The sequence below is a fragment of the Chromobacterium vaccinii genome (assembly GCF_001855275.1).
GTDB lineage: Bacteria > Pseudomonadota > Gammaproteobacteria > Burkholderiales > Chromobacteriaceae > Chromobacterium > Chromobacterium vaccinii.
Map to the genome: position 1 here is coordinate 3,904,797 of NZ_CP017707.1, position 21,479 is coordinate 3,926,275.

Annotated in this window: 15 protein-coding genes and 4 tRNA genes; 5 read left to right on the plus strand and 14 right to left on the minus strand. The window is 63.8% G+C overall.

The features are described 5' to 3' along the window. Nucleotides 1-138: 138 nt before the first annotated feature. From BKX93_RS18175 to BKX93_RS18190, 4 genes are all read right to left on the minus strand, one after another. Nucleotides 139-213, minus strand: a tRNA-Glu gene (locus BKX93_RS18175). Nucleotides 214-217: 4 nt separating this feature from the next. Next, a tRNA-Arg gene (locus tag BKX93_RS18180) sits at nucleotides 218-294 on the minus strand. A gap of 5 nt (nucleotides 295-299) precedes the next feature. Continuing rightward, nucleotides 300-374, minus strand: a tRNA-Glu gene (locus BKX93_RS18185). A gap of 9 nt (nucleotides 375-383) precedes the next feature. Continuing rightward, nucleotides 384-460: transfer RNA gene (locus tag BKX93_RS18190), tRNA-Arg, on the minus strand. 190 nt (nucleotides 461-650) lie between these two features. Here BKX93_RS18190 and BKX93_RS18195 point away from each other — a divergent pair. After that, the gene (locus BKX93_RS18195; protein ID WP_235429170.1) at nucleotides 651-2,057 is read left to right on the plus strand and encodes an exonuclease domain-containing protein; all 1,407 of its coding nucleotides are present in this window, start codon (nucleotides 651-653) and stop codon (nucleotides 2,055-2,057) included. Nucleotides 2,058-2,121: 64 nt separating this feature from the next. On the opposite strand, the gene BKX93_RS18200 is transcribed toward BKX93_RS18195, so the two are convergent. From BKX93_RS18200 to flhB, 7 genes are all read right to left on the minus strand, one after another. Next, on the minus strand, nucleotides 2,122-2,565 hold the full coding sequence (locus BKX93_RS18200; protein WP_046155390.1) for a DUF2846 domain-containing protein: 444 nt from the start codon (nucleotides 2,563-2,565) through the stop codon (nucleotides 2,122-2,124). A gap of 77 nt (nucleotides 2,566-2,642) precedes the next feature. Beyond that, complete coding sequence (locus BKX93_RS18205; protein WP_021475887.1) at nucleotides 2,643-3,392, minus strand: flagellar motor protein; 750 nt, start codon at nucleotides 3,390-3,392, stop codon at nucleotides 2,643-2,645. 50 nt (nucleotides 3,393-3,442) lie between these two features. Then, nucleotides 3,443-4,189 carry an RNA polymerase sigma factor FliA gene (locus tag BKX93_RS18210; protein WP_046155389.1) on the minus strand — a complete coding sequence of 249 codons (747 nt, stop codon included), beginning with the start codon at nucleotides 4,187-4,189 and terminating at the stop codon, nucleotides 3,443-3,445. After that, nucleotides 4,186-5,064, minus strand: a complete 879-nt coding sequence (locus tag BKX93_RS18215) for a MinD/ParA family ATP-binding protein (protein WP_021475885.1) — start codon at nucleotides 5,062-5,064, stop codon at nucleotides 4,186-4,188. Before BKX93_RS18215 ends, BKX93_RS18210 begins: the two co-directional genes overlap by 4 nt. Further along, a complete protein-coding gene (gene flhF, locus BKX93_RS18220) occupies nucleotides 5,061-6,497 on the minus strand; it encodes a flagellar biosynthesis GTPase FlhF (protein WP_046155388.1) in 1,437 nt (478 codons plus the stop codon). The genes BKX93_RS18215 and flhF overlap by 4 nt, the downstream gene beginning before the upstream one ends. A gap of 13 nt (nucleotides 6,498-6,510) precedes the next feature. Further along, nucleotides 6,511-8,595 (minus strand): flagellar biosynthesis protein FlhA, encoded by a 2,085-nt coding sequence (gene flhA / locus BKX93_RS18225; protein ID WP_046166345.1) that lies wholly within the window; start codon nucleotides 8,593-8,595, stop codon nucleotides 6,511-6,513. A 6-nt stretch (nucleotides 8,596-8,601) separates the two neighbouring features. Continuing rightward, nucleotides 8,602-9,768 (minus strand): flagellar biosynthesis protein FlhB, encoded by a 1,167-nt coding sequence (gene flhB, locus BKX93_RS18230; protein WP_046155386.1) that lies wholly within the window; start codon nucleotides 9,766-9,768, stop codon nucleotides 8,602-8,604. Nucleotides 9,769-9,907: 139 nt separating this feature from the next. On the opposite strand from flhB, the gene BKX93_RS18235 reads away from it, so the two are divergent. Then, a complete protein-coding gene (locus tag BKX93_RS18235; RefSeq protein ID WP_046155385.1) occupies nucleotides 9,908-10,702 on the plus strand; it encodes a thymidylate synthase in 795 nt (264 codons plus the stop codon). Beyond that, nucleotides 10,699-11,190, plus strand: a complete 492-nt coding sequence (locus tag BKX93_RS18240) for a dihydrofolate reductase (protein ID WP_046155384.1) — start codon at nucleotides 10,699-10,701, stop codon at nucleotides 11,188-11,190. The genes BKX93_RS18235 and BKX93_RS18240 overlap by 4 nt, the downstream gene beginning before the upstream one ends. Nucleotides 11,191-11,252: 62 nt before the next feature. On the opposite strand, the gene BKX93_RS18245 is transcribed toward BKX93_RS18240, so the two are convergent. The 3 genes from BKX93_RS18245 to BKX93_RS18255 all read right to left on the minus strand — a co-directional run bounded on the left by BKX93_RS18245 (nucleotide 11,253) and on the right by BKX93_RS18255 (nucleotide 14,273). After that, nucleotides 11,253-11,921, minus strand: a complete 669-nt coding sequence (locus BKX93_RS18245) for a GntR family transcriptional regulator (protein ID WP_021477708.1) — start codon at nucleotides 11,919-11,921, stop codon at nucleotides 11,253-11,255. A gap of 329 nt (nucleotides 11,922-12,250) precedes the next feature. Further along, nucleotides 12,251-12,949 (minus strand): bifunctional 2-polyprenyl-6-hydroxyphenol methylase/3-demethylubiquinol 3-O-methyltransferase UbiG, encoded by a 699-nt coding sequence (gene ubiG, locus BKX93_RS18250; RefSeq protein ID WP_046155383.1) that lies wholly within the window; start codon nucleotides 12,947-12,949, stop codon nucleotides 12,251-12,253. Between the two features lie 4 nt (nucleotides 12,950-12,953). Then, nucleotides 12,954-14,273 (minus strand): TRZ/ATZ family hydrolase, encoded by a 1,320-nt coding sequence (locus tag BKX93_RS18255; RefSeq protein ID WP_070980797.1) that lies wholly within the window; start codon nucleotides 14,271-14,273, stop codon nucleotides 12,954-12,956. Between the two features lie 263 nt (nucleotides 14,274-14,536). On the opposite strand from BKX93_RS18255, the gene BKX93_RS18260 reads away from it, so the two are divergent. Together BKX93_RS18260 and BKX93_RS18265 are read left to right on the plus strand one after the other, a co-directional pair. Next, complete coding sequence (locus BKX93_RS18260) at nucleotides 14,537-17,347, plus strand: EAL domain-containing protein (RefSeq protein WP_046155381.1); 2,811 nt, start codon at nucleotides 14,537-14,539, stop codon at nucleotides 17,345-17,347. Nucleotides 17,348-17,540: 193 nt separating this feature from the next. Then, on the plus strand, nucleotides 17,541-21,476 hold the full coding sequence (locus tag BKX93_RS18265; protein WP_160300402.1) for a bifunctional diguanylate cyclase/phosphodiesterase: 3,936 nt from the start codon (nucleotides 17,541-17,543) through the stop codon (nucleotides 21,474-21,476). Nucleotides 21,477-21,479 lie beyond the last annotated feature (3 nt).

A 21,479-nucleotide genomic window follows, 5' to 3' on the forward strand; every position in this document is an offset into this window, starting at 1 on the left:
CTCCATGTCATTTTTGTTGTGCGAAGAAAAACGGCAATGCAAATGACGCAGCGGCATATTGGGAGATCGGGGCGGAGCCATCTGGCCGCTGGAATGAAAAAAGCCCCGCATTTCCATGCGAGGCTTTTTTCTGAATCCTGGCGTCCCCACGGGGAATCGAACCCCGGCTACCGCCGTGAAAGGGCGGTGTTCTAACCGCTAAACTATAGGGACGTTTTGGTGCACCCGGAGCGATTCGAACGCCCGACCCTCTGGTTCGTAGCCAGATACTCTATCCAACTGAGCTACGGGTGCGTATTTGGCGTCCCCACGGGGAATCGAACCCCGGCTACCGCCGTGAAAGGGCGGTGTTCTAACCGCTAAACTATAGGGACGCTGATTTGTGGTGCACCCGGAGCGATTCGAACGCCCGACCCTCTGGTTCGTAGCCAGATACTCTATCCAACTGAGCTACGGGTGCACTGTCTTGCGAGACGTTGTGTCTTGCGAGAGACCGGATATTACAGAGAGGGGTTTTCTCTGTCAACACTTCGTAGGATTTTTTTTGCAAAGCCGGTAAACTCGGCAGCTGTCCCTGTCGCGGCGGGCCAACATCTTCAACCATTTGACATGTTGGCGGCGTGGCCGCAAGACACGAAAGCGAAGCGAGATTGAATACCCTGTTTGCGCAGCCTTGCGCCATCATCGACCTGGAAACCACCGGCGGCAACATCGCGCGCGACCGCATCACCGAAGTCGGCGTGGTGCTGATAGACGGCGAACGCGTCGAGCGCCTGTCCTGGCTGGTCAATCCCGGCCAGCCCATTCCGCCCTTCATCGAAAACATGACCGGCATCAGCAACGAGATGGTGGCCGGCGCGCCGCCGTTCGCCGAACTGGCCGACGAGCTGCTGGCCACGCTGCGCGGCCGTCTGCTGCTGGCGCACAACGCCCGCTTCGACTACGGCTTCCTCAGAAATGAATTCCGCCGCCATGGCCTGCGCTTCCAGGCGCGCGCGCTGTGCACGGTCAAGCTGTCGCGCCGACTGTATCCACAGCATTTCAAGCACAGCCTGGACAGCCTGATCGCCCGCCACGGCATAGAAATGCCGGAGCGCCACCGCGCGCTGGCCGACGCTGAGGCGGTCTACCGCTTCATTCAGATCGCCGGCGCGGAGCTGGGCGAGGACAAGGTGGCGCATGAGGCCGCGCAACTATTGTCGCAACCGGCCGAACTGTCCAGCCTGCCGGCGGAGCTGCAGCAGCAGGTGGAGGATATGCCGGATTCGGCCGGCGTCTACGCGATGTTCGGCGAGGATGGCCGCGCGTTGTACATCGGCCGCGCGACCAATCTGTACCGCAAGGCGTTGGGCCACTTCGCCGAACGCAAGCCCGGGCACAAGAGCCATGAGGTGCGGATAGACGAGCCGGTGGCGAGGGTGGAGTGGCGCGAAAGTTTGAGCGAGTTCGGCGCCCGTTTGCTGGAGTTGCAGTGGCTTGGCCGCTTGCAGCCGCTCCATAACCCGCGGGCCAGGATGATGGGCGAGGTGTGCACGCTGCAGCTGCAAGCCGGCGACGACGCTTTTTCGCGGCCGGTCCCGGTATCCGCCCGCGACATCGACTTCACCCGCACCGCCGATCTCTACGGCTTGTTCCGCCACGCGCGCGAGGCGCGCAAGGCGCTGGCGCAGATCGCGCTGGCTCAGGGGCTATGCCAGTCGGTGCTGGGGGTGGAGCAGGTGACCAGCCGCAAGGGCGCGCCTTGCGCCGCCTACCGGATCCGCCGCTGCCGCGGCGCCTGCGTCGGCGACGAGGGCGCCGACAGCCACAACGCCAGGTTGCTGGCGGCGCTGCAGCGGCTCAAGGTCAAACCGTGGCCGTTCGAGGGCGCGGTGGCGGTGGCGGAGCGCGACGAGGTGTGCGGCGATGTGGTGGAGCACCTGTTCGACCGCTGGTGCTATCTGGGCAGCCGCCGCAATGGCGGCGCGCTGGAGGGCGAGCCGGCTTTCGACATCGATTACTACAAGCTGCTGGAGAGCGAGCTGCGCAAACCGGAGAGGGGCGTGTCGCCGCAGTAAGCCGGCATGGCTCCGGACATGAAAAAAGGCAAGCGTCGCTTGCCTTTTTCGATTCCGGGGGGCTTTAGAGCGGGGCGATCAGCGAGGATTCCTTCACGCCATCCTGGCCGGTTTTCTCGTCGACTTCCTGCAGCTGGTTGCGGGGAGCGAACAGGCCCATCTTCACTTCTTGCCAGATGTAATAGATTTTGCCGGCGACTGCGTCCAGGGTGATGCTGGAATCGTTCTCGCCCTTGCCGGTGATCGTATGTTTGCCGGCCGGCAGGTCCTTCATGATGTAGCTATGGGCCACGGTATCGCCGGCCATCGCGTTGTCGATGGCGACCGGCAGCTTCACCGCAGCGCCGAAGTTCTCGTTGCGATAGATGTAGACGCGGGCGGCATCGGCGGCGGGAATCTTGAATTCTTTGGCGGCGGCGTCCGCTTCCTTGGAGGCCATGGGAGTGCTGGCGCAGGCGCTCAGGCCTGCAACCAGCGCGGCAGCGATCAGAATACGCATAGTCGTCATCAGTGGTTGCGATAAGGCGCGACATGATAACGGCAAATTGTAAATCCATGTGAATTTTTGTGTGCTGGGCGGCGGCCTTACTCGTGCATCGCCAGATAGCCGCGCAGCCGGCTTTCGATGATGCGCGGGTTCTCGCCGTTGGCGATCGCCACTACGCCCTCGACCACTAGCTCCTTCATGGCCACCTCGGATGCCACCAGGTGTTTGAGCTTGTTGGCCATGGGCAGGAAAAACAGGTTGGCCGAGCCGACGCCATACACGGTGGCGACGAAGGCCACCGCGATGCCGCCGCCCAGCTTGGCCGGGTCGGACAGATTTTCCATCACGTGGATCAGGCCCAGCACCGCGCCCAGAATGCCCATGGTCGGCGCGTAGCCGCCAGCCGACTCCCAGATGCGGGCCGCCTGCTTGCGGGCGTGCTCGAACATGCTGATTTCCACTTCCATCACCGCGCGCAGCGTGTCCGGCTCGGTGCCGTCCACCAGCATCTGCATCGCCTTCTTGGTGAACGGATCGCGTTGGGTGGCGATCAGGCCCTCCAGCGCCAAGAGGCCGCCCTTGCGCGAGGTCTGGCTCCAGTTGATGACCTCGCGGATCATTTTTTCGTGGTCGAAGTTGGGCGGGCGGAATATCCAGCGCAGCATGCGCAGGCCGGCCATGAACTGTTTGGGCGTGCTTTGCAGCATCACCGCGCTGGTGGTGCCGCCGATGACGATCATGAAGGCGGTCAGCTGCATCAGCGAGCCGATGCTGCCCCCTTCGATGGCTTGGCCGGCGATGATGGCGGTCAAGCCCATTACAATGGCGATAAGACTGATCTTGTCCACAAAAAGGTTCCGTTATCGATCTGGTCTGAGACCCGGCTTGGGGTCTTCGCTTACAGCCAGTCTTTCAATTTTGCGCGCAGACGGGCGATGGCTTGGCTGTGCAATTGGCAGACGCGGGATTCGGTGACGCCCAGCACCGCGCCGATTTCCTTCAGGTTCAGCTCTTGTTCGTAGTAAAGCGCCATCACCAGCTGGTCGCGCTCGGGTAGGAATTTGATCGCGCTGATCAGCTGTTGGCGGAAGCTGTCGTCGGAGAAGGTGGCCAGCGGGTCGGGCGAGTCTTCGTCGGCGACATTGGTCACCGGATTGTGGCTGCTTTCGTCGTCGCCGCCGCCGAAGTCCTCGAAATGCAGCAGGGTGGTGCCTTTGCAATCGCCGAGCATGTCCTGGTATTGCTCCAGTTCCAGGCCCATCTCAACGGCGATTTCCGATTCCAGCGGCGTGCGGCCCAGCCGTTGCTCCAGCTTGGAGATCGCTTCCTCTATCTGGCGGGAGTTGCGGCGCGCCTGGCGCGGCAGCCAGTCCTCGCGCCGGAGTTCGTCCAGCATCGAGCCGCGGATGCGTTGGCTGGCGAAGGTTTCGAACTGCACGCCCTGGGCGGGATCGAACTGGCGGGCGGCCTCGATCAGGCCGATCATGCCGACCTGAATCAGATCGCCCAGCTCCACCGACGCCGGCAGCCGGGCGATCATGATGCTGGCCAGCTTGCGCACCAGCGGGGTATAGGCCTCCACGTCGATCTCGACGCTGGGGGCTGCTGCGGCATAGCCCGATCGGCGGAAGGACGGAAAGGTCATAAGGGTTTGGCTCCATCTGCCTCGGCCCAATCGCGCGAGGCGGCAATCAGCAAGTCCATGTATCCGGTACTGTCGCGGCTGGTTTCCGGCGCGTCCCACTGCGGCAGCACCGCCGACAGCTGCGAGAAGGCCATCGCCGCCTCGCTGTCCGGGAACGCCTCCATCAGCGGCCGGCGCAGCGTCTGGCTGCGGCGCACCGCGTTGTCCTGCGGCACGAAGCCCACCCAGCGCAGCGAAACGGTCAGGAATTCGCTGGTGACAGCCGACAGCCGGGTGAACAGCTCGTGCGCCTCTTCCAGATGCCGCGCGCGGTTGACCAGTACGTTGAAGCGCTGGCGGCCGTAACGGCTGGCCAGGCGCTTGATATTAGCGTAGGCGGCGGTCAGCGAATCGGCTGCCGGCGTCAGCACCAAGACCAGGTTGTCGGCCACGCAGGCCGGGATCGGGTCGCGAACCGGGTCGGGCGCGTCGATCAGCAGCGCCGAAGCGTCGCGCTCCTGCGCGCCGAATTCGCTGCCCAGCCGCAGCCACAGCTGGGTGGAGAATAACGCGCGTTGCTCGGGCTGCGCATAGAGATTGATCAACTGAACGCCTTGCCGCGACACTACCATCATTTCGTCCAGACCGCCCACGCTGACCACCTGGCTTTCCAGCGTGGCGGTGGAGGGCACGCCCAGGCGGCGGGTCTGCACCTGGCCCAGGCAGCAGTCCACCATGATGGGGCGCAGGCCGGCGTAGGCGAGGCCCAGCGCGAGCTCGGTCACCACGGTGCTGGTGCCTGAGTGTTCGGAGCCGATGAAGGCGAAGCTGGGCGCGCGCTGCCGCTGGGCGGCGAGCAGACGAAGGCTGGCGGCCTGGTCCTGCATGGCGTTCATAGCCATCCGGCCTGAGCCGCCTGCATGATGGACATTTCATCGGCCTGCAGCGCGAACGGGGAGGCGATCTGCTGCGCGCGCATCGCGCGGTCGACCAGGAAGGCGGCGTTGGCCGAATGCAGGTCTTCCGGCACCCGCTGGCCGTTGGTGACGTAGTAAAGCTTGAGCCGGTTGCGGATGATCACGTCCAGGCTGGGGCCCTGGGCCACCGCCTCGTCTATCTTCGACAGGATGCAGCCGGACAGGCCGTCGCCGCGGTAGCGTTTCACCACATCCTCCAGCGTATGGCCGTCGGTGTTGGCGGCCAGCAGCAGCAGCCGCTCGATCGGCCGGCCGGCGGTGCGCAGCATGTCGATCTGCGCCAGCACGCGCGCGTCGCGCTGGCCCATGCCCACGGTGTCGATGAACACGATGTGGCGGTTGGACAGGTCGGCCAGCGTCAGCTGCAGATCGCCCTCGTTCTGGATGGAGAACACCGGCACGCCCAGGATCTTGCCGTAGATGCGCAACTGGTCTTGCGCGCCGATCCGGTAGCTGTCGGTGGTGATCAGCGCCACGTGCTGGGCGCCGAAGCGCATCGTCGCGCGGGCGGCCAGCTTGGCCACGGTGGTGGTCTTGCCGACGCCGGTGGGGCCGACCAGCGCGAAGATGCCGCCGCGGTCCATCACCTCGCGGTCGGCGTCCGCGCATTTCAGATTGTGCGCCAGCGCCGAGCGCGCCCATTTCACCGCGACCTCGGCTTGGTACTGAGCCGGCATCTTCTCGATCAGCTGGCGGATCAGCTGGGCGGAAAAACCCATGGCCAGCAGGTGCTTGAACAGCTCCAGCCGGTTGGGCGCCTTGCCCTCCATGTCCGACCAGGCGAAGCTGGCCAGCTGGCTTTGCAGCAGGCTTCTGAGCAGTTTGATCTCGTCGCCGATCTGCCTGAGTTCCTGGGCCATTTGTTCCTGCTCCTCGCCGTTGACCTGCGGCGCGGCAGGCGCCGGCTGCGGCCGCTGCGCGGCGCGCGGGGGAGATTGCGCCGCCGGCTGCATCATGGGCTGGGCGGCGGGCTGCGGCGGGGTAAAGGTCGGCTCCATCCGCGGCGGCGCCGTTTCCAGCCGCGGCGGGGCGGGGCTTTCCAGCGGCTCCACCGGCATCGCGTAGGTGCGGGCGATGGCGCGGTTCATCGCGCTGCCGTTGGCGGGCGGGATCGGCGCGGGTTGCTGCGGCCGGTTGACCGCGGGCGGCGCGTTGCGCGGCGGATGCTTGCTGCTGGAGGTGGACAGCGTGCTGGCCAGGTTGGCGACGTCCGCGTCGGCCACCGCCATGATTTCCACGCCGCCGCCCATCGTCGGGCGATTGGACAAAATAAGGGCATCCGCGCCCAGTTCTTCGCGAACTTGCCTGAGTGCGTCTCGAGTGGTTTTCCCGAAGAACTTTTTCACCACCATTATTGTTTAGCCCTTAGCCCTTGCTGCCGCCGATTACCGCAATTATACGAATGGATTTATTGTCCGGAATCTCATTATGCGAAATCACACGCAATTGCGGCAATGCCCGGCGCAGGAAACGCGCTAGCAGCGGCCGCAGGCCCGGCGCCGTCAGCAGCACCGGATTATACCCCTGGATTTCCACTTGTTCGGTCTGTTGGGCCGCGCTTGACAGCAGATTCTCCGCCAAACCCGGCTCCAGTCCGCCGCCGGCTTTCGATTGCACCGCCTGCATCAGCACGTTTTCCAGCTGCGGCTCCAGCGTCATCAGCGGCAGCTCGGCCTCGCCCGGGAACAGTTGCTGGACGATCACCCGCGACAGCGCGGTGCGCACGGCGCTGGTCAGCTCGTCGACGTCCTGGTTTTGAGGCACGTGGTCGGCCAGAGTTTCGACGATGGTGCGGAAGTCGCGGATGTGTATGCCCTCCGACAGCAGTTGCTGCAGCACCTTCTGCAGTATGCTCACCGGCACCACCTTGGGCACCAGATCCTCGATCAGTTTCGGCGATTCCTTGGCCTGGTGGTCGATCAGCGCCTGGACCTCTTCGCGTCCCAGCAGCTCGGCGGAGTGGGTCTGCAGCAGGTTGGAGATGTGGGTGGCCACCACGGTGCTGGCGTCCACCACGGTATAGCCCAGGCTCTGCGCTTCCTCGCGTTTGCCGGCGTCTATCCACACCGCCGGCAGGCCGAAGGCCGGGTCGGTGGTGGCCGCGCCGGCGATCTCCTTGCTGACCATGCCCGGATTGATGGCCAGGAACTGGCCGATGAAGGCCTCGCCCTTGCCCAGCTCCACGCCCTTCAGCAAGATGCGATAGGCGTTGGGCTTGATTTCCAGATTGTCGCGGATGTGGACCGGCGGCACCAGAAAGCCCAGGTCTTGGGCGATCTTTTTGCGGATGCCGCGGATGCGGCGCAGCAGCTCGCCGTCCTGGGTGCGGTCCACCAGCGGGATCAGCCGGTAGCCGACCTCCATGCCCAGCTGGTCGACGTGCTGGACGTCGTGCCAGCCCACTTCGGCCGCCTGCTGCTCCGGCGCCGCCGCCGGCTGCGCGGCCGCCTGCAGTTCCCGGGCCAGCTTTTGCTTGCCGCGCTGCTCCATCGTCCTGGCCAGCGCCAACAGGCCGCCGGCGATCAGCAGGAAGGAGAAATGGGGCATGTTGGGGATCAGGCCTATCATGCCGATCACCGACGCGGTGATGTACAGCACCTGCGGCTTGGTGAACAGCTGGCCCAGGAACTGCTCCGACATGTCCTGGTCGGTGCCGACGCGCGTCACCACGATACCGGCCGCGGTGGAGATGATCAGCGCCGGAATCTGCGCGACCAGGCCGTCGCCAATGCTCAGCAGGGTGTAGGTTTCCGCCGCCTGGCCCACCGGTAGGTCGTGCTGGACCACGCCGACGATCAGGCCGCCGATCACGTTGATCAGGATGATCATGATGCCGGCCATCGCGTCGCCGCGCACGTATTTGGACGCGCCGTCCATCGCGCCGAAGAAGTTGGCTTCCTCGGCGATGGTGGAGCGGCGCTTGCGGGCATCGTCCTCGCCGATCAGGCCGGCGTTGAGGTCGGCGTCGATCGCCATCTGCTTGCCCGGCATCGCGTCCAGGGTGAAGCGGGCCGACACTTCGGCGATCCGGCCGGCGCCCTTGGTGATCACCACGAAGTTGATGATGGTGATGATTATGAACACCACGATGCCGATGGCGACGTTGCCGCCCACCAGGAAGTGGGAGAACGATTCGATCACCTTGCCGGCGGCGTCCGGGCCGGTATGGCCCTCCAGCAGCACCACCCGGCTGGAGGCGACGTTCAGCGACAGCCGCAGCATGGTGGTGATCAGCAGCACCGAGGGAAAGGACGAGAAGTCCAGCGGCTTGCGCACATTGATGCCGACCAGCAGCACGATCACCGACACCGCGATGTTGAAGGTGAAGAAGATGTCCAGCAGCACCGGCGGCAACGGCAGGATCATCATCGTCAGGATCAGGATGATGAGCAGCGGCCCCGCGAGCTGGGCGATCTTCATTTTGCGCAATATCTGGAGGATGGAGTCCATGCTGGCTTATCGGCTTTCTTCTGGCGCCGAATCTTGCGGACGTTTGCTGTACGGGTCAAGCTCGTCGGGCACGTCCAGTTGATCCGGGAAGGTCGGGGCCACGCCGCCGATGGATTGATACTGCTGCAGCTGGAACACATAGGCCAGCACCTGGGCCGCCGCCGCGTACAGCTGGGCCGGGATGTCCTGGCCCAGTTCTCCGTGGAAATACAGCGCCCGGGCGAAGGGGGGAGAGCGCATGATGGGCACGCGGCTGTCCTTGCCGGTGTCGATGATCTTTTCCGCCAGTTTCAGCGAACCCTTGGCCACCACCTGCGGCGCGCGCATGGTGTCGTCGTATTTCAGCGCCACCGCGAAGTGGGTCGGGTTGGTGACGATCACGTTGGCCTTGGGCACCTCCTGCATCATCCGCTTGCGAGCGGCTTCGCGCTGCATCTGGCGGATGCGGCCCTTGACCTCGGGGGAGCCTTCCGCTTCCTTGTATTCCTGCTTGACCTCTTCCTTGGTCATCCTGAGCTTCTTGTAGTAGCTCCATAGCTGGTAGGGCACGTCCAGCGCCACCAGCAGGATCAGCGCGGCGGTGACGATGAAGAAGGTGCGGATCATCAGGTCGGTCATCTTCAGGATGCCGGCTTCCAGCGGCATGGACAGCAGGCCGATGATCTCGCCGCGCTCCTTCCAGATGTACCAGGTGGCGATGCCGCCGATCAGCAGGCTTTTCAGTATCGCCTTCAAGCCTTCGTTGACCGCGTTCAGCGAGATGATGCGCTTCATGCCCGGAAAGGGGTTCAGTTTGCCGAAATTGGGCTCCAGCGCCTTGAAGGTCATGTTCCAGCCGCCGACCAGCAGCGGCGCGCACAGCGCCGCCAGCGCCAGCCCGACGAAGAACGGAGCCAGCGCGGTCAGCGCCTGGAACAGGCTTTCCTTGAACCGGATCAGCGCGGGCTCGGTGTGCTGCACCGCGGCTTGGTCGAAGGTGAGCAGGTGGCGCATGATTTCGCCGAGCGCATGGCCTAGCTGGCCGCCCATCGCCATCAGCAGCGCGACTCCGGTCATGGTGACGGCGAAGGTCGACAGCTCCCGCGACCGGGGGATGTTGCCATCCTCACGGGCCATCGACAGCCGTTTGGCTGACGCGGGTTCGGTGCGTTCGAGGTCTGAGTCTTCTGCCATGGGCTCGCTTTAGATAAATGCTTTTGTCTTGATTTTAAACTGAATGGTAGCGTATGCCGGCCGGTCTCGGCCAGCCCCGCGCCTCGCGCGGCAGCGCCGCTAGCGGTACAATAATCTGATTATTGACGGAATCGCCCACATGCAACAGTACCTCGACCTGATGCGCCATGTGCTGGAACATGGACACGACAAGGCAGACCGCACCGGAACCGGCACCCGCTCGGTGTTCGGCTACCAGATGCGCTTCGATCTGGCGGACGGTTTTCCGCTGATCACCACCAAGAAATGCCATCTGCGCTCCATCATCCACGAACTGCTGTGGTTCCTGTCCGGCGATACCAATATCCGCTATCTGAAGGAAAACGGCGTGTCGATCTGGGACGATTGGGCCGACGAGAACGGCGATCTCGGCCCGGTCTACGGCTACCAGTGGCGCAGCTGGCCGGCGCCGGACGGCCGCCACATCGACCAGATCAGCCAGTTGCTGGACATGATCAAAAAGAACCCCGATTCGCGCCGGCTGATCGTGTCGGCCTGGAACCCGGCGCTGGTGGACCAGATGGCGCTGCCGCCTTGCCACAGCCTGTTCCAGTTCTACGTCGCCGACGGCAGGCTGTCCTGCCAGCTGTATCAGCGCTCGGCCGACATTTTCCTCGGCGTGCCGTTCAACATCGCCAGCTACGCGCTGCTGACGATGATGGTGGCCCAGGTATGCGGCCTGCGGCCGGGCGACTTCGTCCACACGCTGGGCGACGCCCATCTGTACAGCAACCATCTGGAACAGGCGCAATTGCAATTAACGCGCGAACCGCGCCCGCTGCCGACGATGAAGCTGAATCCCGAGGTGAAAGACCTGTTCGCGTTCAAATTCGAAGACTTCGCGCTGGAAGGCTACGACCCGCACCCGCACATCAAGGCGCAGGTGGCGGTATGAGCCGGAAACCGACGCTGACGCTGGTGGCCGCGATGGCCGCCAATCGCACCATCGGCATAGACAACCAGCTGCCCTGGCGTCTGCCGGAGGATCTGAAGCATTTCAAGGCGACCACGCTGGGCAAGCCGGTGATCATGGGCCGAAAGACCTGGGATTCGATCGGCCGGCCGCTGCCGGGCCGCCGCAATATCGTGGTGACCCGCCAGGCGGACTGGAGGGCGGACGGCGCGGAAACCGCTCATTCTCTGGAGGAGGCGCTCGCGCTGGCCGGCGCGGTGGACGAGGCCTGCCTGATCGGCGGAGCCGACCTGTACCGCCAGGCTCTGGCACTGGCCGACCGGCTGTGCCTGACCGAAATCGCCCGCGACTACGACGGCGACGCCCACTTCCCGGAGTTCGACCCGGACGACTGGCGCGAGGCGTCGCGCGAGGGCGCGGTCAGCGCCGACGGGTTGCCTTACGCCTTTGTAGAATACCGCCGCCGCTGACGCTGGGGCGCGCAAAGCAAAGGCTGCCGTCGGCAGCCTTTTTTCATTCGATCGGGCGGATGTCAGACGCCGCCTTCCAGCGCCTCCGCGGCGCTTTGCGCGAGCTGGCTGTAGTCGCGGCCGAATTCGATGATCATCTGCTTCAGGCGGCCGGTGTCGCGCGCGATCAGCGTTTTCAGCAGGCTTTCCAGGAATTGGTGGGTGCGGTCCATCTGGCTCTTGCCGGCGCGCAGGATGGCGTACAGGCAGCGCTGGGTCAGCGGCAGCATGTCGATCAGCGTGTCGGTCAGATAGCGGTTGTCGGCGTGGCGGTACAGCGCCGACAGGAATTCGATGCCGTGCTCGTAGAAGGCCTGCAGGTCGTCGCGGCGGTTGTCTTCCTCCAGCAGCGCCATCAGCTCGATGAAGCGCGCTAGGTCGTCGTTCTGCCAGCCGGCGGCCAGGTTCTGCACCACGCGGTCCAGCAGCAGGAACCACAGGTCGAAGAAGTCGCGCACGTCGCGCGCGCTGATGCTGGACACCATCGCGCCGCGGCGCGGGAAGATGTCCACCAGGTGGCGGCGCTGCAAAATCAGCAAGGCCTCGCGCACCGAGCCGCGGCTCACTTCCAGCTCGGAAGCGATCCGCAACTCCTGGATCCGCTCGCCCGGCTTCATCTCGCCCTGGATTATCTGCCTGCCTAGGTATTGGGCGATCTGCTCGGTCAAGAGGTCATTGGCCTTGAATGTCATGAATCATCATCTCCGGAAATTGATTTTCTCGTTCTCTTGATATTGTACGGCATCCTGCCGGATTGTCCGGCAGTATCCTGTCTGTCTGCCTGTTTGTATCCAGCCCGGGCGCGCGTGGCGCGGCACTGCCATGCCGCGCCGCTTGCGCGCATTATGCGCGTTGGCGTTGAGGGCGGCTATGATATCAACCAGATGATTAAAACGCATGTTTTCTTGTTGTGTTGACTTGTGGCGTGGGCGTTTTCTGCCATTTTTCACAAGGCGGCCGAAACAAGCGTGCGGAAAAAAGAAAGGCCCGGCTGGGCCGGGCCTTGTTGGACGCGTCGCGCTCAGGCGGAGCGGCGGGTCGCCATCAGGTAATTGACGTCGGTATCGTCGTTCAGCGAGTAGATGCGAGTGACGGGATTGTAGCCCATGCCGCTCAGCGTCTGCAGGCCGAGGCCGGCGTGGCGGGCCATGCGGCTCAGCTCGGACGGCTTGAGGAAACGCGCGTACTCGTGGGTGCCGCGCGGCAACATGTTGAGCACGTATTCGGCGCCGACCACGGCCAGCAGATAGGCCTTGGCGTTGCGGTTCAACGTGGAGAAGAACACCCAGCCGCCCGGCTTCACCAGCGTGGCGCAGGCGCGGACCACGCTTTCCGGGTCCGGCACATGCTCCAGCATTTCCATGCAGGTGACCACGTCGAAGCTGGCCGGCATCTCGGCCGCCAGCTCTTCCACCGGCACGCAGCGGTAGTCGATGGGCACGCCGGACTCCAGGCTGTGCAGCTGCGCCACCTTCAGCGATTTTTTCGCCAGGTCGATGCCGGTCACCTGCGCGCCCCTCAGCGCCATGCTCTCGGCCAGGATGCCGCCGCCGCAGCCGACGTCCAGCACCTTTTTGCCGGCGATGGACGCATGGCGGTCGATGAAGTCCAGGCGCAGCGGGTTGATCTCGTGCAGCGGCTTGAATTCGCTGTCCTTGTCCCACCACTTGTGCGCCAGCTGGCTGAATTTGTCGATTTCGTGTTCGTCTACGTTGCTCATGCTCTTACTTTGCCAGGATGCGGTTGCGCCAGTCGCCGGCGCGGGCCTTCAGATCGCTCTCGTCCAGGGTGGTCAGCTTGCGCTCGCGCATCAACGTGCGGCCCTTGACCCAGACGTGGCTGACCTGCTCGCGACCGGCAGCGTACACCACATGCGAGATCGGGTCGAATGCCGGGGCGGTTTCCAGCTCGGCGAAGTTGATGGCGATCAGGTCGGCCTGCTTGCCCACCTTGACCGAGCCCACCTTGTCGGCGATGCCCAGCGCGCGGGCGCCGTTCAGTGTGGCCATGCGGATGGCCGCGGCGGCCGGCACCGAGGTGGGATCCAGCGTGCCCACCTTGGCCAGCAGCGCGGCCAGGCGGGTTTCGGCCAGCATGTCCAGCTTGTTGTTGGACGCGGCGCCGTCGGTGCCGATGCCCACCGATACGCCGGCGGCCAACAGCTTGCTCACCGGCGAGATGCCGGAGGCCAGCTTCATGTTGGAGGCCGGGTTGTGGGCGGTGGAGATGCCGTGCCTGGCCGCCAGCTCGATCTCGGCGTCGTTCAAATGCACCATGTGCGCGGCGATCAGCCGCGGCGACAGCAGTCCCAGTTGCTGCAGGCGGGCCAGCGGGCGTTGGCCGTGCTCCTTGAGGCTGTTGCTCACTTCCTCGGCGGTTTCGTGGATGTGGCAGTGGATCAGCATGTCCTCCTGCTCGGCCAGCGTCACGACCTTGCGGAAGGTGTCGTCCGACACGGTATAGGGCGCGTGCGGCGCCAGCGTGAAGGTGAGCAGGTCCTCGCCCAGGAACTGGCTGCGCTCGGCCATGCCCTTGGCGATGTAGTCGTCGGCGTTGCTGGCGTAATTGGTCGGGAATTCCAGAATCGAACAGCCGACGAAGGTGCGCATGCCGGAAGCCAGGCCCGCGCGCGCGACGGCGGCGTTGTAGAAGTACATGTCGTTGATGGTGGTGGTGCCGCCGCGGATCATTTCGCCCATTGCCAGCAGCGAGCCGTCGAACACGAAATCGTCGTGGACGTGCTTGCCTTCGGTGGGCCAGATGTAGTTGGTCAGCCAGTCCATCAGCACCTTGTCGTCGGCCAGGCCGCGCAGCAGCGACATCGCCGAATGGCCGTGCAGATTGATCAGGCCTGGCATCAGCACGTGGTTGGGCAGCTCCAGTCTTTCGTCTGCCTCTAGCCCGGCGGCGTCGGCTGCTGGAATAATGGCGGCTATCTTGCCGTCCCGGATGGCGACGGCGTGGTTTTCCAGGACTTCGCCGTCAGTTTCCACGGTGATGATCCAGCGGGCGGAGATAATCTTTTCATAACGGGACTGCTGCATGGCTGATATCCTGATGATCCGTTGCAAAGTGTCGTGCGATTTTAGGCCCTGCGATTGCGACAAGGCAATGAGCTGCTGTGGCCTCTTTATATTTGGCTGATTTGTGCTGTAGATATGCTTGAAAATGATAAGGGTGGATGACTGGTGAATATTCCAGCGAAAAGCCGCTGGCCGCCGGTGTATACTGCTGATTGCACTTGTGAATTATGGAACTCAGGCATTCGATCTTCCGCGACTCGCGGCGAACCAAAGACTAGCGCGACATGGCTCAACAAGCAGACGAAAAATCCACTGCCAGCACTGGCCTGAATCTGAGGGATGTGTTTCTCATCGCCGTAATACTCGGCTTGTTGATTCCCGCCTCCATCATCAGCTATCTCAGCTTCAATATTCAGAAGGATAACCTGACCACGCAGCTGGAAACCGACCAGCGGCGTTTATTGGATATCGTCGCGCTGGGCATGCAGGAGCCGTTGTGGAATCTCAGCCGGCAGGCCGGCAATCCCTTGATCGCATCGGTGATGGAAGATCCGCGCGTGATTTCCATCCGCGTCACCGACACCCAGTCCAATCAGGTATTCCTGTCCGCGGTTCGCAGCGAACGCCGCATCGGCAGCGTGTCCTACGTGGAAAAGCCGGTGATTTACCGCGGCGAGGCCATCGGCCAGGTGACGATGGAATTCGACAACGAAAACCTGGCCATCGCGCTCAGCAACCAGGTGAAGAACATCCTGATGATCCTGGCGGCGCAACTGGTGCTGTCCATCATGCTGATCATGAGCATCCTGCATTCGCGCTTCCTCAGCCCGATGCGGCTGCTGACCGAGCAGGCGCGGCTGCTGGCCGAGTTGAAGCTGGATTCGCCGTTCGAGTGGTCGCGCCGCGACGAGCTGGGCCGCCTCGGCACCCACCTGGAGTGGACCCGTTCCGAGCTGAAGCGCCTGGTGGACGAGCTCAGGGCCAAGACGCTGGCGCTGGAGGCAGACATCGCCCGCCGCCGCGAGGTTGAGGACGCGCTGCGCCGCTCGGAAAACAAGTACCGCGAGCTGTTCTGGTCCAATCTGGACGGCATCGTCATCAGCTCGCTGGACGGCCAGGTGATAGACGCCAACCCGGCCTTCCTCAACCTGATGTGCTACAGCCTGGACCAGTTGAAGCAACAGAATTTCTGGAGCCTGGTGGCCGAGGAGAGCGAGGCGCTGGAGCGTTTCAATCTCGACAACAAGGTGCTGCGATTCGGCTATTGCGACGAGTTCGAAGCCACGTATCTGAACCGTTTCGACAACCAGGTGCCGGTCAGCGTCAAGACGGTGGCGATGCGCGACGCCTTCGGCCGCATCAACGCGGTGTGGCGGATGGTGCGCGACATCTCCGAGAAGCGCGCGGCCGAAGAGCGGGTGCAGCTGGCGGCCAAGGTGTTCGAGAACACCGTCGAGGGCATCATGATCACCGACGCCGATCGCCGCATCCGCAGCGTCAACCGCGCGTTCACCGAAATCACCGGCTACACCCAGCACGAGGTGCTGGGCCAGAAGACCAGCATCCTGTCGTCCGGCCGCCACGACGAGCCGTTCTACGAGCAGATGTGGCAGTCCATCTCCGAGCAGGGCTCCTGGCAGGGCGAACTGTGGAACCGCCGCAAGAACGGCGAGGTGTATCCGGAATGGCTGGCGATCAACGCCGTGCGCAACAGCCTGGGCGAGATCACCCATTATGTGGCGATCTTCAGCGACCTGACCGAGCGCAAGGCCGCCGACGAGCGCATCCAGTTCCTGGCCCATTTCGACGTGCTCACCAGCCTGCCCAACCGCATCCACATGCAGGATCGCGTCGAGCTGGCCATTCACAACGTCGTGCGCGACAACCAGCGGCTGGCGCTGCTGCTGCTGGACCTGGACCGTTTCAAGACCGTCAACGAGTCGCTGGGCCACTCCGCCGGCGACACCTTGCTGCAGGTGGCCGCCGACCGCATCCGCTCGGCGCTGGCACCGGGCGAGATGCTGGCGCGCCAGGGCGGCGACGAGTTCATCATCCTGCTGCCGGTGATTTCCGACCCGGGCGAGGCCGCGCTGGCTGCGGAACGGGTGCGCGACGTGTTCGCCAACCCGATCGAGCTGCACAACCACGTGCTGACCATCACCCCGTCCATCGGCATCAGCGTCTACCCGGACGATGGCCGCGACTACGAGACCCTGGTGCGCAACGCCGACGCGGCGATGTACCACGCCAAATCGTCGGGCCGCAACAGCTACAAGTTCTACACCGCCGACCTCAACGCCCGCGCCCGCGAAATCCTGGCGATCGAGAGCCAGCTGCGCTTCGCGCTGGAGCGCGACGAGTTCGTGCTGCACTACCAGCCGCAGGTGGAGATGGAAAGCGGCCGCATCGTCGGCGCCGAGGCGCTGATCCGCTGGAACCATCCGTCTCTGGGCCTGCTGGGGCCGGTGCGCTTCATCCAGGTCGCCGAGGAGCGCGGCTTCATCGTGCAGATCGGCAACTGGGTGATCAGCGAGGCGACGCGCCAGCTGGTGGCCTGGCGCCAGGAGGGGCTGCCGGAGCTGACGCTGGCGATCAACCTGTCGGCGCTGCAGTTCCGCCAGCCGGATCTGGCGTTGCAGGTGAAGCAGGCGCTGGAATCCAGCGGCCTGCCCGGCCACGCGCTGGACATCGAGGTGACCGAGAGCATCATCATGGAAGACGCCCAGGCCACGATCCAGACCATAGACAATATGAAGAACATGGGCCTCAGGCTGTCGATCGACGACTTTGGCACCGGCTACTCCAGCTTGTCCTATCTCAAGCGCTTCAAGGCCGACAAGCTGAAGATCGACCGCTCCTTCGTCCGCGACATCCCGCATGACGCCGACGACAGCGCCATCGCCCGCGCCATCATCAATATGGCCAAGAACCTGAACATGCAGGTGGTGGCCGAGGGCGTGGAGACGATGGAGCAATGGCAGTTCCTGGAGCAGGAGGGCTGCGACTTCGTCCAGGGCTACCTGATCGCCAAGCCGCTGCCGGCCGACGACTTCGCCAAGCTGTTGCACAAGGACAGCCTGCTGCCCCAGAGTTGAAGCCCCAAGACCGTTTCATCCCGAAAGCCCGCCGAGCGCGGGCTTTTTGCTTGGCGGCCGGCATGGCCGGCCAAGATCGGCTCGACATGCCGCGATCGCCGGCCATACTGAAGAAACATAGGGAAAGACAATATCCGCATCGAGTTGTGGAGGAGTTCTCCGCGGGGGGCGCATGGAGGCAGATAGGCGGCGTTTGCATTGGATCATCGTGTCGGCGTACGCGCTGATCGCATCGGTCTGGATCATTGTGCCGGATTTGCTGATGGGGCAGTGGGGCTCGTCGGACAACCCCATCGGCGGCATGGGGTGGGATGGTTTGTTTGCTTTCGTCTCTTCAGCTTTTTTATATCTGTTGCTGAGCGGCATGGGGCCGGAACGGCTGGCGGGCTTGCACAAATTCGGGCGTTTGGGGCGTGGCCTGCTGGCGCTGGCCCGACGGGATATGGGCTGGCTGGTGTTGCTGTATCTGTTGGCCGTGCTGGCGGCGATGGCCGTGCCGGATGTGTCCTTGATTCATCTGGCGAATCCGCGGACGTATGCCTGGTTGGTCGCCGGATGGGATGCGGCGTTCATTTTGGGTTGTGCCGTATTGTTGAAGTTGTGCCTGGATCAACTGAACGACGACTGTGTGCTGCTGCAACCCAGGTATGGTCAGTTGTTGGCCTATCTTTTCGCGGCTTGCGGCTCTCTATTGGTGTTGGATTTGCGGTTTCAATTGAAATCCCAGCATCACCTGATGTTGCTGTTTCTGATTCCGATCGGCCTGAGCGCCTTGCTTGGGGGGCTGGGGCCGGGACTGTTGTCCATCGTCTTGATTTCCTCCATTGTCGCGGCTTTGTCGCTTTCCTCCTTTTCCGGCGTGCCCGCAGGCCCGGCTTCGCAATTGCTGTCGCTCAGCCTGCTGGTGCTGATCGGCGTGTTATTCAGTGTGATGAGCGAGGTGCAGTTGCGCGCCCGCGCCAGGTTGGCCATGGCATTGGAGCGACGGCAAGCGGCGCTGGAGGCCTTGAGGCACAGCGACGAGCGTTTCCGCGCGCTGTTCGCCGACAGTCCGGTGGCGATGGCGATTTCGAGGATGGCGGACGGCGTGCTGGAAGAAGTGAATCAGGCCTTCCTGGATCTGCTGCAACTTGAACGGGAGCGGGTGTTGGGCCGTACGACGCTTGATCTGGGCATTTGGAAAGACGCCGCGGATAGACGCCAGCTGATCGAGACGTTGCGGCGCGAAGGCGAGGTGATGGGCGTTCCGGTAGCCCTGCTGCGGAGCGATGGGACGACCGCTCAGGTGCTGCTGTCGTTCCGTCTGATCCATTTTGACGGCGAATCCCACGTGCACGGCGTGGTGCTGGATGTGACGGATAGGCACCGCGCCCAGATGGCGTTGAGGGAGAGCGAGGCGCGGCTGGCGGGCATGGTGCGGTCGGCGATGGACGGCATCGTGATGCTGGATAGCAGGCTGCGCATCTCGATGTTCAACGCGGCGGCGGAGCAGATGTTCGGCAGGTCGGCGCAGGCTATGCTGGGCCAGCCCCTGGATATGCTGCTGCCAACTGCCTTGCGCGCGGAGCATGGCCGGCTGGTGCAGCGCTTCGGCGACGTCGGCGCCAGTCCGCGGCGGATGGGGCAGCTCGGCAAAGTCCAGGGCGCGCGCGCGGATGGGACGTTGTTCGAGCTGGAAGCGTCCATCTCTTCGCAGGACATCGACGGACAGCGCGGCTATACGGCGATCCTGCGCGATATTTCCGAACGCGAGCGGAGCCAGTTGGAAATTTTGCGGCATATGCGGCAACTGGAGGCGCTGAATGATTTGAGCCGCGCCATCCTGGAAGATGCCGGCGCCGAGCAGATCGCGCAGATAGGCTTGCGCAATCTGCGGAAACTGGTGCCATTCTGGGGCGCGACGGTGATGCTGATCGACTGGGAGGCGGAATACGCCAGGGTGCTGGCCGTGGAGCGCGCGGTAGGCTCCCATTATGATCCCGGCCGGCAATTGCCCCTGGCCAGTTACGGCATGGATGATCTTGTGTTCCTGAAGAGGGGAGAGGTCTGCCTGGAGAAGGATCTGGGCGCCCTGCAGTGGCGCGCGCCGACGTTGGAGCGCCTGTACCGGCAAGGCATGCGCTCCTATGTCCGCATCCCGCTGATAGCAGAGGGACGATTGCTGGGCATGTTGAATATGGGCTCAGACGTGGTCGGAGCCTTCGGCGATGCCCAGCGGGAAGTGGCTCAGGCGTACGCCCGCCATTTGGCGGTTTGCCTGCAGCAGTCCCTGTTGCGGCAGCGGGTGGCGCGCCTGGGGCGGGTGCATGAGGTGCAGAGCCGGGTCAATGCGCTGGTTGTCCGCTGCCATCAGATGGAGGAGCTGTTCGATGGCATCTGCCGGATCGCGGTGGAGGTCGGAACTTACAAAATGGCCTGGGCGGGCGTGATCGATCCGGAAACGCAGAACGGCGCGGTGGCCGCCTTCCGCGGTGAGGACAGCAATTATTTTCGGCAAATCCGCCTGAGCGCGAAGGAAGACTCGCCGCATCGCGACCGCCCGGCCTGTCGGGCCGTGCGCTTGAAGGAAATCGTGGTGTGCAACGATGTGCAGAACGATCCGTCGATGACGGAACTGGCGCCGTCTTTGCTCGGCACCGGTGTGCGTTCCATCGCCAGCCTGCCCATCGTGGAGGAGGGCGGCGCGATTGCGGTGCTGGCCCTGTTCTCCTGCGAAGTCGGCGCTTTCGATAGCCAGGAGATGGCGCTGCTGCGCGAGCTCGCCAGCGATATCGGCTATGCGCTGGACCATATCCGACAGGAACAACGCCTCGACTACCTGGCCTATTACGACAGCCTGACCGGCCTCGCCAACCGCAGCCTGCTGCTTGAGCGTTTGGCGCAGCGCGTGGCGGACGCCGCGCAGCAGGAGCGGCGCTTCTCGGTCGTGGTGCTTGATATCGAGAATTTCAAATCCATCAACGATGTGTTTGGCAGGGGCGAGGGCGATCAGCTGCTGAAGAGGATGACCGAAAGGCTGTCGCGGCATGTCCAGGATGCCTCGCTATTGGCGCGGATAGGCGCGGACCAATTTGCGCTGGCCTTGCCGCAGGCTGCCGGCGAGGATGAGGCGGTGCTTGGGATGGAGCAACTTAGGCAGGATTGCCTGGATCCGCCGATTCCGCTGGATGGGAGGGATCTGTGCCTGGCGGCCAAGTTCGGCATCGCCATGCATCCAGAGGACGGCTCTACCGCGACGGAGTTGTTGGAGCGGGCCGAATCGGCATTGAAGCGAGCCAAGGCCGGGAATGAGAAATTCTTGTTCTATCGCGAGGAAATGACAGCCCGGGCCGCGGCGGCGCTGGAATTGGGCAATCGTCTGCGGCAGGCGTTGGAGCTGGAACAGTTCGAACTGTACTACCAGCCCAAGTGCACGGTGCGCGGGCATGCCGTCGTGGGTGTGGAGGCCTTGTTGCGCTGGCATTGTCCGGGACAGGGCATGGTGCCGCCCGCCCAGTTCGTGCCGATGCTGGAAGAGTTGGGATTGATCGCGGAGGTGGGAAACTGGGTGCTGCGGCAGGCTGCGCGCGACTATCAGCGCTGGCGTTCCGCCGGCCTGCCCGCCCCCCGCATCGCCGTCAATGTCTCGCCGCTGCAGCTTCAGCGTCCGGATTTTGTTCCATCGCTGATCGCGGCGCTTGCCATGAATCCTCAGGATGCCGGCATCGATATCGAGATTGTAGAAAGCCGTCTGATGCGAGACATCGATAGAAGCGTCGCCACTCTGCGCGAGGTGAGGGAGCTGGGCATCGGCATCTCGCTAGATGATTTCGGGACCGGTTATTCCTCGTTGGCTTACCTTGCGCAGCTGCCGGTTCAGACCTTGAAGATCGATCAGTCCTTTGTCTGTCGCATGCTGGAGGAAAAAGACGCGATGACGCTGGTGGAAATGATCATTTCCCTTGCCCACTCGATGGGCCTGGATGTGGTGGCCGAGGGTGTGGAGACGGAGGCGCAAGCCGCGGTGCTGGCGGAGCTGGGATGCGACGCGCTGCAAGGCTACTGGCTGAGCCGGCCCATGCCGGCAGACGCGTTGGCGGCCAGGCTGGCCGGCGGGACCGCGCTGGCCGGACTGAACGCCGGCCAGTGAGCG